Source organism: Psychrobacter sp. ANT_WB68 (assembly GCF_008369115.1).
Taxonomy (GTDB): domain Bacteria; phylum Pseudomonadota; class Gammaproteobacteria; order Pseudomonadales; family Moraxellaceae; genus Psychrobacter.
Genome location: NZ_VOAZ01000001.1, coordinates 832,532 through 852,136, shown reverse-complemented (window position 1 = coordinate 852,136; position 19,605 = coordinate 832,532). Strand labels below are relative to the sequence as shown.

The window sequence follows — 19,605 nt, the reverse complement described above, 5'->3', positions numbered from 1 at the left end:
CCGACTGCTAACATAGCATTAATCTATGAGCACATTTTTTAATACAAAAGATGCGCCACGGTCGTAATGACCACCAAACTGATAAGCGTACGAAGAATAAAAATCATAAACAGCTCTAGCACATTCAGCTTGATGTTTGATTTTAAAATCAGCGCCCCTACTTCAGACATATAGATAATTTGGGTGATAGAAGCTGCGCCGACGATAAATCTTGTCATCTCACTCTCGATACTTTTACCCACCAGAGCCGGCAAGTACATATCAGCAAAGCCCATAATCATCGCTGGAGCCGCTTCAGCAGCCTCTGGAATCTGCAGCAATTCAAGCAGCGGTACAAGCGGTGACGATAACCAGTTAAATATTGGCGTGTACTCTGCTAAGCCAAGACCGATAGTACCGATAGCAAAAATTACCGGAATCAAGCCAAAATAGATATCAAATAGATTTTTTAGGCTGTGCTTAAAGACATGACCCAAGCTTGGCATAGAGTGCGCGCGTGTGATTGCACGGTTGACCGCCCATTGATAGGTGGTGTACTGAGCAGGAATCTCCTCATCAAGCATGCTCTTACCTGAATGATAGGTATCAGGCTTCATAGACAATGGTGGTAGGCGCGGCATAATAACGGCAGCAATAAAGCCTGTTAAAGCAATGGTCAGATAAAAATATACGAAGTTATTGTCAACGCCGATGGTTTTGGCAACCACATAGGTAAAGGCGATGGAGGTGACCGAAAAAGTCGTCGCGATAATAGCTGCTTCACGCTGACTGTAGTAACTCTTGTCATACTCTTGCATAGTCACAAGCAAACCAATGGATGCAGCGCCAAACCAAGAAGACATGGCATCGACCGCTGAGCGCCCCGGCAACCTGAACAGTTTGACAAATACCTTGCTTGATAACGTACCCAAAAATTCCATCAAACCAAAATCGGTTAAAAACGGCAATGATAAAATGGCAAAGAAAAATAAAGGAATCAAAATCGGTATCAAATCTTCAAAAATGACGCCTCCAGTATTACGATTAATAATAAACTCAGGACCGATTTGTAGGTAAATCATCCAAACAAATAGCGCGCCTAAAAACCGCGCAGCAAGCCAAAACCAACCGACATCAAACAGCTTGGCGCGCATAGAGTCAGCTGGCAGGTTAGGTCTCAAAACTTTGACCGCCAGCGCTCCTACAAAGGAGACCGTAACAATCGCTAATGCAGCATAAACGACGTAACCTCCGATCAATGCTTGCAAGGTATCGGTCAGCACGCCCAATAAAATAGTGACCTTGCCGTCCCATTGAAACGGAATGATAAATAACGCAATACCCAATGCTGAAAACAGTAAGAACTTCCACATTGCGGCACGCCAATGCGCGCCCTGCGGAGTCTCTGACGCGTTAACATGATTGCCTAATATAGGCTGCTGCGATTGATCAATAACATTTGACATCTGATTCCTCCTTGATAGGCGACGATCGCCAATTTTTCCCTTTGGCGCTCTGACCAATGCCCGGATTGAGCGAATTGGTCGGATCTAGTTTTATTAATTATTTCTAGTACAAGTCAATATTCAGCTAAAACAGCAAAACGTTTTACCCATTTCAGTCAAGAATTCATCAGCCTCATCCACTTCATAGATAACAGGCTGCTTACCTATGATGTCTTCTTTTAATGCTGCGAGCAGCTGCTGTTTCGCAGTGATTCTACGATAGCCCGCCCCAAATCCTGCCGCCAGTGGTTCAAAATTCGGTGTTTTAATATTGACCCCAATTAAAGGTAAGCCGCCCTCTTCCATATAACGGCGAATCTCACCATAACCTTGGTTGTTCCATAACAGCACAATCAATGGCAGTTCAAGCTCGGCAGCGCAGATTAACTCTGCAATGGTAAACTGTATGCCACCATCACCAATTAGACTCACAACCGGCGCTTTTGAGCCAATCATGGCACCAATAGCGGCAGGCAAACCATAACCCAAGGTGCCAAATCCCGTCGATGAATTAAACCATAGACGCGTGGCTAATGCTTCAAAGCCAAGGTTGCCGCTATAGACAGGTTGCGTTGAGTCGCCAACGAAAATAACGCCTTCTACTTCATCTCGAATCAGCTGCAATAGTGCGTTTTGACCAGCAAAGGCTGGTGTCATTTCTTCTATTAATGCCTGTTTTACCGTAGCGACACGTGCGAGCCCTTGATGATTCAGCGGTTGACTCTCTAAGCGCGCACATAAACCACTAATAGCCATTTGCGCATCAGATAAGAGCGCAATATCCGCTCTAAAAGGACGCTGCAATTGCTGAGCATCGCAGTCGATACGAATCAGCGTGCCATTGATTTTGAACCCACCATTAAAGAAGACGTCATAATCAGTCTCGCCAAGCTCAGTACCAATCGCCAATACCAAATCCGCCTCGCTAATGACAGCGCGACCAACAGCCAATGACTGATTGCTGCCCAAACTCAGCGGATGAGCAGGCGGCAACAAACCTTTGGCATTGATGGTCAAAAATGTCGGCGCATCCATAAGTTCTGCCAATTTTTGTGCGTCATGATTAACATCAACGCAGCCACCGCCATAGAGCAATACTGGATTTTTTGCGCTTTTTAGCTGCTCAATAATCAAATCCAATTGCGCAGGATGAGGTAGCGGTCTTGTCACTTGCGGTTGCATCAAAATATGATGAACAGATTGGCCTTTTAAAGAAGCATCTAGCTTATTTAGCTTAGGCGGCTTGGCGACATGACTGGCATCGGCGGTAATCACATTAATGGGTAGCTGGATATGTACTGGTCCCGGACGCGCACCATTAAATAAAGCAAAAGCTTCAGCGATGACTTTCGGTAACGACTCAGGCTGCCAGATGGTTTTGCTCATAAGCGCCACTTTACTGACCATGCCTTGCTGATCATGTAACTCATGCAAGTGCCCTTCACCGCTGCCGGTATGATGTACTTTATTGACACTAGATATCACCAGCATCGGGATAGAATCTGCCAATGCTTGCGCCATCGCCGTCATGATATTGGTCATACCAGGGCCGGTGATGATAAAACAAACCCCTACCTTGCCAGACGCGCGGTAATAACCGTCAGCCATAAATCCAGCGCCTTGCTCGTGACGCGGCGTGACATGGCGAATATCGGTATTGGGCAGGCCACGATATAGCTCGACCGTATGCACACCCGGAATACCAAAGACCGTCTCCACACCATAATATTCTAACCATTGTACGAGCAGCTCACCGCAGGTCAGCGATGAAGTAACTGGAGAGGTCATTGGTGAGGCATTTGTCAATGAAGAAGGCTTTTGTAGAGAGTGCGTCATGAGTCAATCATCCTAAAAAATTCAATCGCAATTAAATAAGTCTTTCAATATCAAACCCAAACTGCCCTTTAATTCCTTATAAAGAGCAGTTTGTTATTATAAATTATGCTTAATAAATCGCTTTGACCTTATCGTCATAGCGCACACCCGGTAAGATACATAGCATCTCAAACAGTAAGTTTGCCGCTAGTACTGAGGTGTTGCCAAACGGGTCATACGGCGGTGACACTTCTACTAAATCGCCACCAACCACATCCAGTCCGCGCATACCACGAATGATTTCAATGGCTTGTGTTGACGTTAATCCACCGATTTCAGCAGTGCCCGTACCCGGTGCAAAGGCAGGATCAATGCCATCGATATCGAAACTTAAATAAACTGGGCCATCACCTAACTTTTCGCGCACTTCTGCCATCAGCGGTGTCAGGGATTTATACCAACATTCTTCAGCAGGCACCACCCGAAAGCCTTGCTCGGTTGACCAATCAAACTCTTCAGCGCTGTAACCTGTACCACGTAAGCCAATCTGCACCACACGGTTGCCATCGATAAGGTTTTCTTCAACTGCTCGGCGGAACGGGGTGCCATGGGCTATTTTTTCACCAAACATCTCATCATTAATATCAGCATGTGCATCGATATGCACCATCCCGACAGGACCATGTTTTTTGGCAAGCGCACGTAAGATAGGCAAAGCAATGGTATGGTCGCCGCCCAACGTCAGTGGAATGGCACCATGTTTAACGATTTTTTCTGAATAGAATTTTTCGATGATATCAATGCTTTTTAGCAGATTAAAGGTATTAATAGGTACGTCGCCGATATCAGCAACTTGCAAAGACTCAAAAGGAGCAGCACGCGTGGCGACATTATAAGGGCGAATCATGCGTGATTCATCACGAATCTGGCGTGGTCCTAGTCTAGCACCACTACGGTTAGAGGCACCGATATCTAAAGGGACGCCAACGAATGCGACATCCAGCCCTTCTGCATCCGCCTGAGTTGGCAAGCGCATCATAGATGCAAAGCCGCCAAATCTTGGCATATCGTTGCCGCTTAATGGTTGATTGAATTCCATCATTCACATCCTTGTTTATTATTGCATTTATCAAAACAGACAAATTCCCTATACCTTGGACAATACCTAAATATAGGGATACAGACCATGGTAAAATTTAGAAGTAAACTTCTGATTTTTCGTAGTAACTGAGACTTATGTATAATTCTTAGAAGTTTAAAATTAAAATAAATCTCATAGGCTTAGTAAATACTGAGGCAGCACTCTACATGCTAGATGAATTGATCAAAATAGACATTAAAACCCTGCGTAGCTTTATGGCGATTGTCGAGTGTCAGGGTGTGACAGCGGCACAGTCGCGCTTAAATATCACCCCCTCTGTCATCAGTGGTCATCTGACCCATTTAGAAGACCGTTTGGGGATGACCCTATGTCATCGTGGTCGCGCAGGCTTCAGTCTAACCGAAGACGGTGCAGCAGTTTATGAGGCTTGTTTGAGTTTTAATGAAGCGGTAGCTAGTTTTCAACACCAGTTGCACTATATACGTCAATTAGATTCGGTTCGCGGCGGTCATATTCGCCTATGTTTAACGGATCAGATGCCCACGTTTTTTTATGATGCTTTGCAGCAGTGCTTGGCTACCAGCTATCGCGATAACCCTCTTATTCATTTTTCTATCGATGTGCAAAGTCCTGAGAGTATGTTAGATAAGTTACTTGGCAACGAAAGTGATATCGGCGTTGGCTACTTTGGCAGCTTCCCACCCCTATTAAATTTCCAGCCAGCATTTATCGAAAAGCAAGTCGTCTGCTGCGGACGGACGCATCCTTTATTTGATAGCTCAGACGATTTAAGCTTTGAGAGTTTAGAACAACATTATCCTTGGATAAAACGGGGCTATGTAGTCGATCATAATATCAATCATATCCGCCCAAAGACGTTGAGCGCCACCACTTATCATATGGATGCGACAGCGCAGTTGATTCTTGCCGGTCATCATGTCGGCTATCTACCCTATGATTTTGCTAAGCGTTATGAAGAAACGGGTCTGATGAAAATTTTATTGCCCGAGACGGCAAGTTATGAGGTCAAACATCATTGGGCATATCGCGAAAACCTACATAAGCATGTCGCTGATTTTTTACATCAAATGACGAACCTTTTATAAATAGCAACGATACACAATAACGGCAAATAGCTATACCGCTTTTGGTAGCTCCTCGCGTTTTAAGCCAATCGTTCTTAGCTTGCCTTTATCATCGACTTCTCTGATGACCAACGACCATTCATCATTAATCGAGACTGTATCACCCGATACTGGCGCCATGTCTAAGCTGTCTTTGACATATTCAGCGACCGTTTGCTCCCACATACTTTTTCCGTGATCTTTAGGTTTGGATTTCAGTTTATCTACCAGAGACTCAGAGGTCATCACACCGGTAAAGAATGGCAAGTCGCCAAGTTTGACATTCGGTGATAGTAGCCAATCACCATAAAAATCATCGATGGCTTTAAGGTCTAAGGTCGTGTCATTAAAAATCTTAGCAATCTGACTGGCATGATTACCTCGCATGGCATACCAGACCCTATCGCCAAATTTGAGCTTGGTATTCTCATCGATACTCACGATCTGCTGCCCACGTACCAAGGCAAAAACACTAATCTCATCAGGACTGATGCGATTAGAAATAGCCATCGGATGGCGACCAATCGCAAACGCGCCTGACTTTACTTGAAACTGATATAAAGTAATACTCGCTTTGTCTGACACCCATACCTCATGCTCTTCTTCTGGGTCTTTGTTATTAGGAATACGCACTTTAAATAAATCTGCCATGAAAGGAATGGTAGTGCCTTGCAAAATTAAAGATAAAACCACCACACCAAAGGCGATATCAAACAGCATAAAGGCGTCATCAATGCCTGCCATCACTGGTAAAATTGCAAGGGTAATAGGAACAGCACCACGCAAGCCAACCCAAGAAATAAAGCCAATTTCTCTGTCTTTAAACTTAAAGGGCTTCACGCTGGTATAGACTGCGATAGGGCGGGCAATCAAAATCATAAAGGCAGCAATCGCGACCGAGTAATACCAAACGTTGAGAACGTTTGATGGCGTGACTAATAAGCCCAGCACAACAAACAATACCGCTTGTGACAACCATGCAAAGCTGTCCATCACCCGCATGACATGCTCGGTCGAGCGTACTTTATGGTTTCCTATCAGCACCCCAGTGAGATAAACCGCTAAAAATCCACTTCCGCCGATCAAATTGGTCGCTGCAAACACCGCCAAGCCAGCAGAGAGTATCAAGATGGCATACATGCCTTCTGCCAAGTGTACCTTGGGTAATAATCTCGCCAATAAGTACCCAAACAGTAAGCCCATCCCGAGACCAAAGCTAAGCTGTTGTAACAGCAAGCCTAAAAAGCCAAACACGGTTTGTCCGGCAGGGTCAACATTTAAAGCAATCAACCCTGTCACCAATAGAATAGCTAACGGGTCGTTGGCGCCTGATTCCAGCTCCAAAGTCGCTTGTACACGGTCGTTAAGTTTGACGCCGCCATTACGCAGCAGTGAAAATACTGCTGCCGCATCAGTAGAACCAACGATTGCTGCCATTAATAGGCCAAAACGCCAATCGACATCAAGCAGCCAGGTGACGAATACACCCAGTATCATGACCGTTGCAAGTACACCCCAAGTGGCAAGCGTGATTGCTGGTTTCAGTCCGACTCGGAAAGATTTAAAAGAGGTGCGCAGTCCACCATCTAGCAAAATACAGGCCAACGCCGCCTGCCCGACGAAGTTAGCAATGCCATATTGAGAAAACTCGATACCCAATATACCTTCTTCGCCGGCGAGCATCCCGACGACTAAAAACAATAGCAAAAGAGGAACGCCCAAACGCGCCGATAGCGTACTTGCCATGATGCTGGCAAAAATTAATACTGCTCCTACGAGATACAGGATATTTAAGGTATCCATCTTTTATTAAGCCCTATTTTTATCAGTGATGAAGAGTTGAGTGGTTACGATAGTATTGATTTTGACTTTATTTTACGGCGGATAGCATGACCACATTTCCTTTAAGAATAACATTGATGACCAAAACTATAGAACCTATATTCCAAAAAATCGTCTTACAGTCCTTTATGAATCCTGCTATCTGCTTTTACCAGCTGCTAAAAAGCCACTTTTGCGCTACTGTTCGAGCTGTGGCAAATACTACCCTTTTTTAACTATAACTAAGCTTGAATGTATTGCCATGCAATCACTAAGATAGCCGCTGCAATTGTCCAAGCGACCACGCCCAATAAAAGTGCTTTATATAAGCTGACGTAACTGATGCTAAAAAATACCACAAGAGTATAAATAAGATGCGGTATGACACCCAGCATACTAAAAATCAACGCCACCCTTAAATCAGCAGGACTACGCTCAGTGCCAACGATAAAGTGGCTGATCAAGGTAAAGGTGGGAAACAGCGGTGCCAATGCTGCCAAATAAAAGAAGCGTGTCTGCGCAAAAAGTTGAATCAATAATACCATCAAAGCGCCAATCAGCATTTTTAGCCAAATCATGATGGCCCGTCTCCTATCATCTATTAAGCGCTTAATTTATCATGATAATGAATGCCTAGAGCAAAATGGTCGATAATAAATCATCAGCCCTATCAAAAACTGCTACGCTGAAAAATAACACCATCAACATAAGAAAAGCCCTACTTAGCATGACACCAAATAGGGCTTCTCTTGTTTATAAGCGCTTAATGAATAATTTTAGTGAAAAACCTTATATCTCACTTAGGCTATTTAGGTTTAAGGGCGGCACTGATATCAGCCAATAATGGTGGAATATCATGCTTATCTGCCATCACCTCTAACATCACCAGCTTATCTTTGGTAGCAGCTGCTTTTTTCAACGCCGCTTTTAATTCGCCAGCAGTTTCCACTTTCATAATTAAGCTATTTTCTCCCGTCGCGCCGAAGGCTTTTGGCATCATTTGCCAATCACACTTGGGAATATCATTATAGCGTTGGTTCTCACCATGAATCGCCCGCTCAACGGTATAGCCATCATTATTAATCAGTACAATCACAGGATTAATGCGCTCTTGAATCATTACAGCAATTTCTTGAATGGTTAATAAAGCAGAACCATCACCAATCAATAAGATACTACGCTTGTGCGGTGAAGCAATGGCAGCGCCCAAACTAGCTGGCAAGGTATAACCAATCGAGCCCCACATCGGCTGACCATAAGACGTCACACCTTCTGGTAGACGCACATCACTGATACCAAAATACGCCGTACCTTGGTCAGAAAATACCAGATTTTTATCATCGAGCGCATCAGCAATAATATGCCATAAATCATCTTGGCGGATAGGCTCATCATCTTTGCCATTTTGCTCATGGGGTTTCATCTCTCTACAGAACTGCTTGGGTACGATATTGATACCCGAGGTCATGACTTCATGCAGTGTTTGTAGGGCATCTTTTAGCGCAATCGGGGCAAAGTTCTGACCGCTGATAGACGCACGCTCATAATGTAAATCGACCACCACTTTTTCATCGATGTCTTGGCTAAAGCCTGCGGTAGTGGTATCGGTATATTGCACGCCGATTTTAATTAAACATTCGCAGTTTTCTACCGCGTCTTTAACCACAGGACGCGATGCCACGCCAGCATAAGTACCTGCCCAACGCTCGCTATTTTCATCAAGTAAGGTTTTACCCCATGATAACGTTGTATAAGGAATGTCGGTATCCGCGATTAAGGCTTTCAGCTGACTCTGTAATCCCAAACGATGCACCATCAAGTCTGCCATCAAAGTCGTGGTTTTATTGGGTAAAAATTCTATCAACGCTTGCTTAAAGTCTGCTAGCGCCGCTTGGCTAGTGATGTCTTCTTCACTATCAACAAGCTTGGTCGTCGGCGGATAAATCGGTGTTTTTGCCACATCTGGTGATAGCAATAAATAACCTGGGCGATGCTTTTTAAGAATCAAGCGGATGACACGATCAATCTCAGAGGCAGCGTTATCAGGTGTAATTTGCGCCCGTGCGACGGTCACTGGTTCTACCATTTTTATAAAGTGGTTAAACACCCCATCACCCAATGTATGGTGAATACGGCGTTTTGAATCTTGCAAAGCGGTACTGGGTGCACCTACCACATGTAATACCGGTGCATACTCAGCAAACGAGCCGGCAGTGGCGTTAATCGCCGACAGCTCGCCGACACCAAAGGTTGTCACCATAGCCGCAAAGCCTCGCTCACGTGCATAGCCGTCAGCTGCGTAACCAGCATTTAACTCATTGGTATTACCAACCCAGCGTAATTTATCAGAAGCGATAACATTGTCTAAAAATGTTAAATTAAAATCACCGGGCACACCAAATATTTCAGTCGCACCAGCTTCAGCGATGCGATCGAACAAATAATCAGCGATGGTATATTGTTGACTCATTTTTTATCCTTAATGCTTACGATTATAAGTATTGATAACTATCAATAAGAAGGGAGTTTTTTATAAAATGCACACCAGCTTATTTCTTCCATACAAAGCTTTTGGAATACATATTATAATAAACTGTTATAACATAAATCTAAGACTGGATGACATGCCTGTTTTGCTAACTTTTACTTTTTTTCGTGATAGGTGTTGACATAGAAATAAAACTGCGTATAATACGCCTTCATCAACTGACGATAGTTAATTGATAATTAGCGGGAATAGCTCAGTGGTAGAGCATAACCTTGCCAAGGTTGGGGTCGAGAGTTCGAATCTCTTTTCCCGCTCCAAATACTTAAAAAGCCTCACTTAACAGTGAGGCTTTTTTTTGTCTAATTTTCGGGGGTTGTAGAGAAGTTCTCGAGATATATTTTTGAATATAGTTAAGCTTATCTACTCAGTCAAAAAGCTCATTTTCGGTGCGGTGCCCATTTGGTGCCCAAACCGTGCCCTGCCCTAAAACTGCGTATACGTACCTGACCACAACCTAGCTATTTTTAGTTCAAAAACCATCATGACACCTAACCTAGTGAATTTGGCACTATGCTGATTTTTGAACCCAACCTCAATCCAGCAAAAAACGTGTTTTTTAGAGGCCTAAATTTTCCGAAGTCTATTTCAGATTTATAACATTCAAAATTAATTGTCGCTTAAACGGTGATGACTACAACCTAATATTTAAAAGTAATTAGACCGAATAAAATATGTATCGGCGCTAAGCTTAATGATTTTCAAGACACTTCGAACAACCATCTTAGTAAGCATTCTAACTTTCTTTTGAACCCTCTTCCTCACAAACTTCATCTTCTTCATAGAGGATAATATCGCCGGGTGTGCAATCTAAAAGCTTACAAAGCTCATTTAATGAATCAAAGTCTATTCTAGTGACTTCATTATTGTACATTCGATACAAAGTAGACCTTCCTAGTTTAGACATCCTGTCAGCATCAGCTACACGGATGCCTCTTTGTGCAAATAAAACAGGTAAATTGAGCTTAATCATATATAAAATCCCTAAAGTGATAAAAAAGTGATTGCAAGTGATAATGTTTATAGATAATATGTACTAACTAGTGATAACTAATCATTCACTAATAGTAAATTTATTTCACATGGAGAACTATTATGTCACAGACTTATCTCACTACTCAAGAACTCGCGGATCGTATCAAATACGACGCACGCACTATTCGCAATCAAATGAAGGACACTGTCCTGATTGAGAATATCCATTACATACGCCCTTTTGGCGGTCGCAAGATTTTATATGTATGGGAGCGTATCGAAGAAGATATGTGTAAGCCAGTGATGAGTGCCATCAACGGTATGGCTTTACAGTAAGTTTTATTTAAACAAGGAGTTTAACAATGGCATCAGTAAGAGCAAGGCGTGGCAAATTATTTATAGATTTCACATTTATGAATATTCGTTGCCGTGAGACAACAATCTTCCTTGATACTCCCGCAAACGTTAAAAAATTGACTTTAGTGGCAAAAGAGATAGAGGCAAAAATAACCCTGGGTATCTTCGACTATGGCGCCTATTTTCCAAAGAGTACGCGTTTAAAAGAGATGATGGCACTGGCTGATAGAGCAGAAGCTTGTATCAGTCGTAATCCAACATTTAGGCAGTTTGTCGATATTTGGTATGAGGAGAAGAAGATTGAATGGCGACCGAGCTATCGGCAAAAGACACAGATTATTTTAAATAAGTACTTGTTACCTGAGTTTGGTGGTAAAGCGGTACATGCGATAAAAAAACCAGACTTGCTGACCTTCCGTAGCTCCCTCGCCAAAGTTCGTTACGGTAAAGATGGTCAGTCAAGCCTGTCAGTAGCACGAATCAATCAGATTATGATACTTCTTCGTATGATACTAGAAGAAGCATCAGATCGCCATGAGTTTGAGATGCCTTATAAAAATATTAAGAATCTCAAACAATCTCGTCCTGATGTCAGTCCTTTTACATTAGATGAGGTATGGCTGATTTTAAAGCATGTCCGTGCTGACTATAAGCCCTACTACACCATCCGCTTTTTTACAGGGATGCGTACCAGTGAGATCGATGGACTTAAGTGGGACTGCATTAACTTTGATCGGCGTGAGATCAGTATTAGAGGCGCGTTAGTCAATGGTGAGATGGGTCCAACGAAGACCTTGGGCTCGCAACGTGATATTGCGATGTCGCAGCTGGTATATGACGCACTTCAAGAGCAGAAGGCACGCACCTTTGGTAAGTCAGAGTTTGTTTTTTGCAACTCACAGGGCAATCCGATGGAGTATCGCAATGTGAACAGACGGGTATGGAAACCCACCCTTGCCCTACTCGGCCTCAAACACCGGCGTGCTTATCAAACTCGACACACGGCAGCGACGCTTTGGTTGGCTGCTGGTGAGAACCCTGAGTGGATAGCTCGGCAGATGGGTCACAGTAGTACGGAGATGCTGTTTCGGGTGTATAGCCGTTATGTACCTGATATTACCCGTCAAGATGGCTCAGCGATGGATAACTTGCTGCTTGCGAGTAAGGAGAAGTTAACAGGTGCTTCTGCTAGTAGTGAGCGTGAAGAATCAATCAAGAATGCACAAGCAGACAAGGATACGTCACAATGAAAATCATTAATTATGAAGATCTGTTCGGTGAGCTTAAACGGGATGGTGCGATCAGTGCAGATGCAAACCTTATTGCTAATGCATTAATGCGTGAGCTGTATGTTTCATCGGGTCATAGCCTCGCTCGCTTCTTGGGAGTAAAGCGCTGCTTTGATAACGATATGGCGATGCGTATATGGGTGCAGAAGCGCTTGGATGCTCAGGATGGGTACTTTGTGGAAGATATGGGTAGTAAGCTTCAGAGCGAGCTTTATGAGCTATTACCGCACTCTGACTATGGCGGCTACTGAGGAGAACGTGATGAGTGTAAAGCTTCAGCCGAATATGACGCAGAATGCACGAGACCTAAGAATCTGTGAGGATTACTGGGCATATGATAACGAAAGTGATTATATCGCACATGTAGAAACCGTCTGTGAGAAGTATGATATTAGCGCACAAGTACTATTCGAGACAATCGGTGAGTGTTTTGCTTATTTAGATGATGTGCGATGCGAATACTGTGGTTATGTGTGCCCTTTACAGATACCAGCAGACATTCCGTATATGCGCTCAAAAGACAGTTGGTGCTGTGAGGTATGTGAACATGCTGTATGGCGGGAACATAATCATAGATAAGTCGTTCACAATATTAAAGTCAGGCAGCTTGGGTTGCCTGGCTTTTTCGTGCGCGGCATTTCTCTTAAATACAGTCTAAATTTAGTGTGCCACTACAAGCGTCACTTTCAGCACTCATAGCGCTAGTTTTATATCCTCTTTCAAAACCTCAAATACTTTATTTTTATGTGCTTTTATGGCTTCATAGTTCCATGGTTTATCTTCTAGTGTTGCAATCATCAACTCTAATTTCAAGCTTAACGGAGCCACTTTATTGCGCTGACTCTCTAATATCTCAGCCTTTTGCTTAGGAGTGTCATTACTTAAAGAGGAGTTCTCACTAGAACTCATTAAACATAAATTTCCAAATCCATGTAAGTCAGTTTCAGATAATATCTCATTAACTCTAGAGGTTTGAGGTGAAAAATGCTCTACAGAACTTTTAAAACTAAACCTAAATTTAGTCTTTGTTTCTTGAAGTAACTCAGTGTCTTTCCATAATAAATAGTCTAGGTAGTTAAACGCAAATACTCTTACTTGGCCGTATCTTAAGAGTTTATTAAAGTGTTCAATATTTACTTCATGACTCTGGTCAGCGATATACATAAAATCAGTATATTCTTGAGGCTTCACAGTCAAATAACGATTAACCATAAAGCTTCTACCGAGATTCTCTAGAAATTTTAAATAATTTTCTGCGGTAAATGAGTTTGTATTCTTATTTTGGTTTAACCAATAAAGCACTGCAGACAACCAGTTTTTGCGAGAGTTAGTCGAATAAGATACATGAAAGGCTGAAAGTAACATCGCACAAGACCAGTTTCCATCAGATTTACCAAAACTATTCACATAGCTTGAGCCATTTTTATCGAACTTATACCGTTTCAACGACCAATCTTCTTTGCCACTTGCGCGCTCACGCTTAACAATATACTGATCAAACAAATAACGTAATTTTAGCAATGAAAAAACAAAGCCCTCTACCTTCTTAATGTCTTTTCCTATAAATTTTTCGAATGCATTAATTAAATCTTTATCATCTAAAACAGGAAGGACTTTATCAGACTGTAATTTTATATAGATACGCAATACTTGCATAAGAAAGTTAGGAAAATCAATAACGCTGGTAAATCGCTCCTCTTTACCTTCATCACTATCATCATCACTACTTGTATTTTTATCACCTTGTTTTTCTCGTAATTCTTTACCGGCTTCGAGTGCACTCTTAAGAGAGAATGAAACATTTTTTGAGCCTGAATTATTGCTTTGCACGGTAACCTTATCAGTTAGATCCCCGAATCTTTCCACTAAAAAACTTGCAGAATCTTCACTAAATATAGCTTTCCGCTCATCTACCGTAAAACCCAATTGCACATAACGACTCATGTCTGCACAGGCAAGCCATACCTTCTGAATAACAGCAGTAGCTTGCGTGTCTTCTTGGACGGCAGATAGCAGGCTTGCTTTGACTACTTCATGTTTCTCTAGCTGCTCACCTCTATTGTTCATCACCTCAAAATAGTGCGTTACATCAGTATTTCGAGGTACACAGACGCGTAGTATTTTTACTTTGTTAAGTAAGTAAGTAGCAAATTCGTTTAGCGACTCAGCTTCCTTATCACCAAAGCTCCTAGTGATTACCCGATCTATAGCCTTAAAACCCTCTAATATTGAAGCATTAGTCTTATTGGTGCTGACTGTGCTTATTAATTCAGACAGCTTGCCCGGCGAATCATATGTGGAGGTTTCACCAGAACAAAAAACTTCAAACAGTTTATTCATTGTAAATTCTGATTTTCTTCGGCTCTCAAAGCCAAGATTTACCTTCTCATACCATTCAAAACTCTCAGGTATACGATAATTTAAATAACAAGCTAATAAACTTAATGTGGTAAAGCGTTGCTGACCATCCAGAATTTCAAAGTAGTTTGTTTTCTCATGTACTACCAAGCTACCAATATAGTAAGAAATTGATTTGTCATCTTTTTCTGCAAAATCTTTGATATCATCAACAAGCTGTTGTATTTGAGGCTCGCCCCAATCAAAGTTCCGCTGATACACTGGTATCTTGTATTGCTCCTCACTAAGTAGTTGTCGAATGTTAAGGCTATTCCGATTGTTATTAGTCATTTATTATCTCCATTGCTTGCTGTGATATATAACCAAGCTGCTCAAAAATAGTTTCGATACCTTTTATGTTCGTTCCATTTATTTCTAATATCATAGGCAGTGGCTTATTTAAAAAATCAACGGGCGATAGTGACTGCTGCAAACGCATAAACAAATTATTATGCCTAATGTGTTTTTCTACACTTTCCAAGTAAACACTTGTATTCCGTAAGCGCAATGAATAAGCCCAAATAAATATGTACTCAATTGCTCGTGCTAAGTCTTGCTCACCAAAGCGGTCGTAATAACAGAGAACAAGAGCGTTAAACATGCGGCGAACATACATGTCACCCTGTCGCCACCAGTGACTATACCCGTAACCATCTTTTCTATTATCTATAGTGTGCACAATAGTCAAAGCAGTAGGTCTAGACACCTTGCCATTCTTTGACTTTTGTAATTTTTCTTGCTGATATAAAATATCTTTTAGCCAATTATTATCTTTTTCTTCAATTTCTTTATTTAGTAGCGGATCTAAAAGCGTTTGATAGCAAGCAACCCAATCAAAAAAGCGCCGTCCATTAATTAAGGTTTGGTTAATCTGAAAAGGATATTCCATTATTTGCTGATCAAAGTTACGATGCGCGTGTTGGTTATAATTATCAACTGTCTTATGAATGAGTTTTAGCCCTTGTTGAAAAGGATATGAGCGTGGATAGTACTCACTATTCAAATTAACCCCTTTAAATACATGAATATCAGATTTTGAAAAATATGAACTAGGCTTGCCAAGACTCCACTGACGGATAGGGTATAGATAATTGGAGAACAACAATCTTAAATCCTTTGTATTTTTCTGCTCCCACTCATTCACAACGGATTCTTTTAAACTATCCTCTGACGTAGCAAACTCGCGTAAGTGAAATGCTTTTAGCAAATCATGAGGGCTTAAATCAAGACCACGTGAATTTTGTGAATCGAAAAACTGGAAAGCTTCAGATAGGTCATGCAAGGTTACTTGAACCACTTCGCAATGATTCAGTAAAAAGTCTAATACCTCTGGCGTAAACTCTGGGCTTCTAACATGACGTTCTATAAACGCAAGATTCTTACTTAGGTTTTTTTGAGTTTCACTACAATCAGGAAGATTTATCTCTATTGGAGTGAAGTCATTAAGCTGCTCTTTAAACCTTTCGGAATCCTCAGCTGCCTTTATAAGCAGCAGCAGTGTCAAAGTACGCTGCTGCCCATCAACTAAAGCAACCTGAGTCTGACTTGCTTCTTCATCAGTGTATTGATGTAAAACCACAGTACCTAAACGGTAAGCATTATCCGGGTTATAAACATCACCTAAGTTATGCCCAAGCCTTTTGCACTGGTAGTACAAGTCTGTTAGCAAGTCGATAATGTTATTTTCTGTCCAACGGTAAGGTCGCTGATAGATAGGTATAACTAGCTGTTTATTTGAATATTCTTTTTCAGATAGAAAACTTGAAATCTTTAAAATATTGTAACCTTTATTAATGCTGTTTTCTTCTACCATGAATTTATACCTATTTGATTTTAGTTGTTGTTAGATAGTAAATAAAATATAACTAAATCTCTTATACTTGGTTGAATTATTTCAAAATCTAATAATTTAATGCGCCTGTTTTAAACTTTTACCTACTCTTCAGCATATATCGCCTTTAACCGAAAAGTACTAAGCTCATCAATCATACTTGAGCAGTAATATATAGACACATCATCATTAGATAATAACGCTTCAACAGTTTCTGATATGTAAGAACAGGTTTCCAATGGTGAACTTTGAATGCCACACATTCCAACAAACAAGGCTTTAATATTATGTACTTTTTCAAGTTTATTAATAAGCTTATGTGCAGCCACTTTTATTAAATCTGATTCATATTCACCTGTGGCACTTGCTTGAACGAACTTGAATGAATTGCAAATATCAAATAAACTTTTGATATCTACAACATCTATGCCAATAATAGTACTTGCGGAGTTTATATCAAGCAGTTTAATGACATCGTTTACTTCATCAGGCTGACATCTAATGATGCCCTCTATCATATCTAAGTGCTCATACTCATGATCATTTGTTTGTAAGCCCACTAAAAACCAAGCCTCCGACTTCTTTTTTAGATCTAGTAGCGCCTGCTCACTCCAATCATCATTGATGACAAAACAACCAATACTAGACTTTGGGTAATGATCCATGGCTCGTCGATATAGAACCGCACTAGGTATATCATCTATATGCGAGGCATCAAGCTGATATTTCATGGTTATGCTCACTGATAATTAAGGGATTTTAAGGTAGTCAAAACTATCAAACTTTGACGATATTTTGCGGCAGTAGCGCGCTTGCACAGTCTCTAAGACATTTATCATCTGGCATAATTCGTTTATTGAAGTTTGATCTTCACTAAGGATTACATCCTCTTTTAGAGTCTCGTTCGGTTTTATTCATTCAGCTTGCTGATCATTGATTTGCTTTAACATTCTGATAGAGTTTATATCGTAACTGCCTTCAAAATACTGATCCAAAAGCTCGTTAAAAACACATTTTTTATTAGAGGATGCTAAAGTAAACAACGTAAGCGAAGAGTGTAATTTCAGCGTATCGATTGATCCGAAAATTTCTAAAGCGCTTTTACCAGGATGCAACAATAATAATTCAGCGCACTCTATTAACCGTGCTCCAAGCACATCGTGCTGCAAATACTCTTCTGCTTGCTCTAGACTTTCTATTGCAAAGCGTCGAGCCATTGTGCTGTGTCCCAAGCCTTTCACCTGTGGAAAAATAAACCACATCCAATGCGTACGCTTGTGCCCTTCGGTTAACTCTTTAATAACCGATGGATAAATAGTATTTTGAGCTTGGATAAAATCTTTGAACAAAACTTCATTCATAGTGCTACTCCTATGTATTCCCTTGGAAGTTTAAATCTCTAATTTGCCTGTGTTTCTCAAATGAAATCAGCTAACCAAAGCTCTATAATCAGACAGTCATTATTAGCCTTATTAAATGATATAAGTAAATCACTTTGCATTCATTAATAACTAAGCCTAATCTTCGTACAACTCTAAGGCACTCTGTAGGCGCTCATGAATAACCGCCTTGAGCCCACTTGGCTCTACTACCACTGCCAGCTGCGACATACTCACTAGCCAATCTTGTAGACGCTTAGTATTGGCCACACTGGCGCTGACTTGATTCCAAATATCATCGATAGCAGTAATCTGCTGATCTTGCGACAATGGACGCTCGAACAAGTGCTGACAGGCATATTTTTGCACCTTTAAAACCAATTTCATCTGGGCATTATCTGTGGGCTCTAACTTACCCAGTTCACACAAATACTTTAATGAGAGGCTGTCTCGCTCTACCCAATCAGGGACGGGCTTAGTTGTGACTATTGCCTCAGTGATACGATTGACTGCAAAGCTGCGATGCGCTTTTAGCAGTATCTCATCATCGATATGGTCATCAGTAGGATTAAAACCTGTGAGATAGACCATATTGTCAATAAAGATAAGCCCTTTAGGATAGACGACTCTCTCAATAGGACTATAATTCCATTTATTTTGATAGCTGATTTGAAGTTGCTTATTTTGTAATAAAGCCTGATGAATACTTGCAATCACATCATTATTAAGCGTCGGCGCTTGTACTATACTCGGTAAGGTAATGAGGTAACCTTGCCATTGCCCTAGCTTACTTTGATGGAAACCATCCTTATTCTGTCGGCCTAATTGGGTGAGCTTATCTGTAATACTTTGCTTAAAAGATACTGGTAAATAGTTTGCAGTATATTTATCAAGCATCTCCCAAAAGAACACTGTTTGCTCATTGATGATATCGATACTGAAGCTCGGCTCAATATAAAATCGTGCTGTCTTGCCACTGATATTCTGGCCCCATGCTGGCACTCGGACTAAGGCTTCACTATAAAAAACATCGCTAAAAATTTGGTTTAAAGCAATCAGATCGTTCTCTAAGTTCTTACGCTCGTTAGCGAGATTATCTGGATTATCACCGTACCCAACCATAAGCTCTGTTAATGACATAGCACCAGCTTCACTGCGAGGCAGACATTGATATAAAGCGAATATGCGTGTCGACTTTTTATAGCTGGCGATAGAATGTGTAGGCATATTTGTTACTCTATTATTTAAAGCTAATTTCATTATTAAAATAGACAGTCAATCAAAACGCACTACCATCGCCGTAACATTATCATAAGCATTGCTATCTGAATCATAGATTCATATTTAAGAGTGATTAACCACTGCTGTAAGTCCGTTTCCGCACTAACATTTTGCCACTCAGGACTCGGCACTCAATCGTGAATACCATCCGTACAAACTAATAGACAGTCGCCGCTATCAATATCAATCTTTCGAGACACGCTTT

General features: G+C 41.4%; 17 protein-coding genes and 1 tRNA gene. 6 read left to right on the top strand and 12 right to left on the bottom strand.

Features of this window, described 5'->3' with window-relative positions:
- Positions 1-38: 38 nt before the first annotated feature.
- The 3 genes from FQ084_RS03565 to speB all read right to left on the bottom strand — a co-directional run bounded on the left by FQ084_RS03565 (position 39) and on the right by speB (position 4,398).
- Positions 39-1,445, bottom strand: coding sequence for a YjiH family protein (locus FQ084_RS03565; RefSeq protein WP_149489241.1), 1,407 nt, complete (start codon positions 1,443-1,445; stop codon positions 39-41).
- A gap of 120 nt (positions 1,446-1,565) precedes the next feature.
- Entirely contained in the window at positions 1,566-3,320 is a 1,755-nt protein-coding gene (locus FQ084_RS03560) for a 5-guanidino-2-oxopentanoate decarboxylase (protein WP_149489240.1), read from the bottom strand.
- Between the two features lie 109 nt (positions 3,321-3,429).
- The gene (gene speB, locus FQ084_RS03555) at positions 3,430-4,398 is read right to left on the bottom strand and encodes an agmatinase (protein WP_149489587.1); all 969 of its coding nucleotides are present in this window, start codon (positions 4,396-4,398) and stop codon (positions 3,430-3,432) included.
- Positions 4,399-4,607: 209 nt separating this feature from the next.
- Here speB and FQ084_RS03550 point away from each other — a divergent pair, with 209 nt between their 5' ends.
- Entirely contained in the window at positions 4,608-5,507 is a 900-nt protein-coding gene (locus tag FQ084_RS03550) for a LysR family transcriptional regulator (protein ID WP_149489239.1), read from the top strand.
- Between the two features lie 30 nt (positions 5,508-5,537).
- Here FQ084_RS03550 and FQ084_RS03545 read toward each other — a convergent pair whose 3' ends face one another.
- The 3 genes from FQ084_RS03545 to FQ084_RS03535 all read right to left on the bottom strand — a co-directional run bounded on the left by FQ084_RS03545 (position 5,538) and on the right by FQ084_RS03535 (position 9,816).
- Positions 5,538-7,328 carry a potassium/proton antiporter gene (locus FQ084_RS03545; protein ID WP_149489238.1) on the bottom strand — a complete coding sequence of 597 codons (1,791 nt, stop codon included), beginning with the start codon at positions 7,326-7,328 and terminating at the stop codon, positions 5,538-5,540.
- Positions 7,329-7,588: 260 nt separating this feature from the next.
- Positions 7,589-7,924 (bottom strand): GlpM family protein, encoded by a 336-nt coding sequence (locus FQ084_RS03540; protein ID WP_149489237.1) that lies wholly within the window; start codon positions 7,922-7,924, stop codon positions 7,589-7,591.
- Between the two features lie 227 nt (positions 7,925-8,151).
- Positions 8,152-9,816 (bottom strand): alpha-keto acid decarboxylase family protein, encoded by a 1,665-nt coding sequence (locus tag FQ084_RS03535; protein WP_149489236.1) that lies wholly within the window; start codon positions 9,814-9,816, stop codon positions 8,152-8,154.
- 260 nt (positions 9,817-10,076) lie between these two features.
- On the opposite strand from FQ084_RS03535, the gene FQ084_RS03530 reads away from it, so the two are divergent.
- Positions 10,077-10,151: transfer RNA gene (locus FQ084_RS03530), tRNA-Gly, on the top strand.
- Between the two features lie 476 nt (positions 10,152-10,627).
- Here the strand turns inward: FQ084_RS03530 and FQ084_RS03525 are convergent.
- Positions 10,628-10,864 carry a helix-turn-helix domain-containing protein gene (locus FQ084_RS03525; protein ID WP_149489235.1) on the bottom strand — a complete coding sequence of 79 codons (237 nt, stop codon included), beginning with the start codon at positions 10,862-10,864 and terminating at the stop codon, positions 10,628-10,630.
- A 122-nt stretch (positions 10,865-10,986) separates the two neighbouring features.
- Here FQ084_RS03525 and FQ084_RS03520 point away from each other — a divergent pair, with 122 nt between their 5' ends.
- The 4 genes from FQ084_RS03520 to FQ084_RS03505 are packed head-to-tail and all read left to right on the top strand — an operon-like array spanning position 10,987 to position 13,091.
- Positions 10,987-11,202, top strand: coding sequence for a hypothetical protein (locus tag FQ084_RS03520; protein ID WP_147222245.1), 216 nt, complete (start codon positions 10,987-10,989; stop codon positions 11,200-11,202).
- 26 nt (positions 11,203-11,228) lie between these two features.
- Positions 11,229-12,473 carry a site-specific integrase gene (locus tag FQ084_RS03515; RefSeq protein ID WP_149489234.1) on the top strand — a complete coding sequence of 415 codons (1,245 nt, stop codon included), beginning with the start codon at positions 11,229-11,231 and terminating at the stop codon, positions 12,471-12,473.
- The gene (locus tag FQ084_RS03510; RefSeq protein ID WP_149489233.1) at positions 12,470-12,763 is read left to right on the top strand and encodes a hypothetical protein; all 294 of its coding nucleotides are present in this window, start codon (positions 12,470-12,472) and stop codon (positions 12,761-12,763) included. Before FQ084_RS03515 ends, FQ084_RS03510 begins: the two co-directional genes overlap by 4 nt.
- 10 nt (positions 12,764-12,773) lie before the next feature.
- Positions 12,774-13,091, top strand: coding sequence for a hypothetical protein (locus tag FQ084_RS03505; RefSeq protein ID WP_262880642.1), 318 nt, complete (start codon positions 12,774-12,776; stop codon positions 13,089-13,091).
- A 114-nt stretch (positions 13,092-13,205) separates the two neighbouring features.
- Here FQ084_RS03505 and FQ084_RS03500 read toward each other — a convergent pair whose 3' ends face one another.
- The 5 genes from FQ084_RS03500 to FQ084_RS03480 form a co-directional block, all read right to left on the bottom strand.
- Positions 13,206-15,200, bottom strand: coding sequence for a DUF262 domain-containing protein (locus tag FQ084_RS03500; protein ID WP_149489231.1), 1,995 nt, complete (start codon positions 15,198-15,200; stop codon positions 13,206-13,208).
- Positions 15,193-16,722, bottom strand: coding sequence for a DUF262 domain-containing protein (locus FQ084_RS03495; RefSeq protein ID WP_149489230.1), 1,530 nt, complete (start codon positions 16,720-16,722; stop codon positions 15,193-15,195). Before FQ084_RS03495 ends, FQ084_RS03500 begins: the two co-directional genes overlap by 8 nt.
- A gap of 122 nt (positions 16,723-16,844) precedes the next feature.
- Positions 16,845-17,471 (bottom strand): hypothetical protein, encoded by a 627-nt coding sequence (locus FQ084_RS03490; protein WP_149489229.1) that lies wholly within the window; start codon positions 17,469-17,471, stop codon positions 16,845-16,847.
- Between the two features lie 183 nt (positions 17,472-17,654).
- The gene (locus tag FQ084_RS03485; RefSeq protein WP_149489228.1) at positions 17,655-18,101 is read right to left on the bottom strand and encodes a DUF1810 domain-containing protein; all 447 of its coding nucleotides are present in this window, start codon (positions 18,099-18,101) and stop codon (positions 17,655-17,657) included.
- A gap of 156 nt (positions 18,102-18,257) precedes the next feature.
- Complete coding sequence (locus FQ084_RS03480; RefSeq protein ID WP_149489227.1) at positions 18,258-19,346, bottom strand: helix-turn-helix transcriptional regulator; 1,089 nt, start codon at positions 19,344-19,346, stop codon at positions 18,258-18,260.
- Between the last annotated feature and the right edge of the window lie 259 nt (positions 19,347-19,605).

Bases quoted from the DNA above. Each gene is read 5' to 3' on its own strand.
- FQ084_RS03540 (WP_149489237.1), bottom strand. From the start codon at position 7,924: ATGATTTGGCTAAAAATGCTGATTGGCGCTTTGATGGTATTATTGATT.
- FQ084_RS03535 (WP_149489236.1), bottom strand. From the start codon at position 9,816: ATGAGTCAACAATATACCATCGCTGATTATTTGTTCGATCGCATCGCT.
- FQ084_RS03525 (WP_149489235.1), bottom strand. From the start codon at position 10,864: ATGATTAAGCTCAATTTACCTGTTTTATTTGCACAAAGAGGCATCCGT.
- FQ084_RS03480 (WP_149489227.1), bottom strand. From the start codon at position 19,346: ATGCCTACACATTCTATCGCCAGCTATAAAAAGTCGACACGCATATTC.
- FQ084_RS03520 (WP_147222245.1), top strand. From the start codon at position 10,987: ATGTCACAGACTTATCTCACTACTCAAGAACTCGCGGATCGTATCAAA.
- FQ084_RS03515 (WP_149489234.1), top strand. From the start codon at position 11,229: ATGGCATCAGTAAGAGCAAGGCGTGGCAAATTATTTATAGATTTCACA.
- FQ084_RS03505 (WP_262880642.1), top strand. From the start codon at position 12,774: ATGAGTGTAAAGCTTCAGCCGAATATGACGCAGAATGCACGAGACCTA.
- FQ084_RS03495 (WP_149489230.1), bottom strand. From the start codon at position 16,722: ATGGTAGAAGAAAACAGCATTAATAAAGGTTACAATATTTTAAAGATT.
- FQ084_RS03565 (WP_149489241.1), bottom strand. From the start codon at position 1,445: ATGTCAAATGTTATTGATCAATCGCAGCAGCCTATATTAGGCAATCAT.
- FQ084_RS03490 (WP_149489229.1), bottom strand. From the start codon at position 17,471: ATGAAATATCAGCTTGATGCCTCGCATATAGATGATATACCTAGTGCG.
- FQ084_RS03510 (WP_149489233.1), top strand. From the start codon at position 12,470: ATGAAAATCATTAATTATGAAGATCTGTTCGGTGAGCTTAAACGGGAT.
- FQ084_RS03550 (WP_149489239.1), top strand. From the start codon at position 4,608: ATGCTAGATGAATTGATCAAAATAGACATTAAAACCCTGCGTAGCTTT.
- FQ084_RS03545 (WP_149489238.1), bottom strand. From the start codon at position 7,328: ATGGATACCTTAAATATCCTGTATCTCGTAGGAGCAGTATTAATTTTT.
- FQ084_RS03560 (WP_149489240.1), bottom strand. From the start codon at position 3,320: ATGACGCACTCTCTACAAAAGCCTTCTTCATTGACAAATGCCTCACCA.
- speB (WP_149489587.1), bottom strand. From the start codon at position 4,398: ATGGAATTCAATCAACCATTAAGCGGCAACGATATGCCAAGATTTGGC.
- FQ084_RS03500 (WP_149489231.1), bottom strand. From the start codon at position 15,200: ATGACTAATAACAATCGGAATAGCCTTAACATTCGACAACTACTTAGT.
- FQ084_RS03485 (WP_149489228.1), bottom strand. From the start codon at position 18,101: ATGAATGAAGTTTTGTTCAAAGATTTTATCCAAGCTCAAAATACTATT.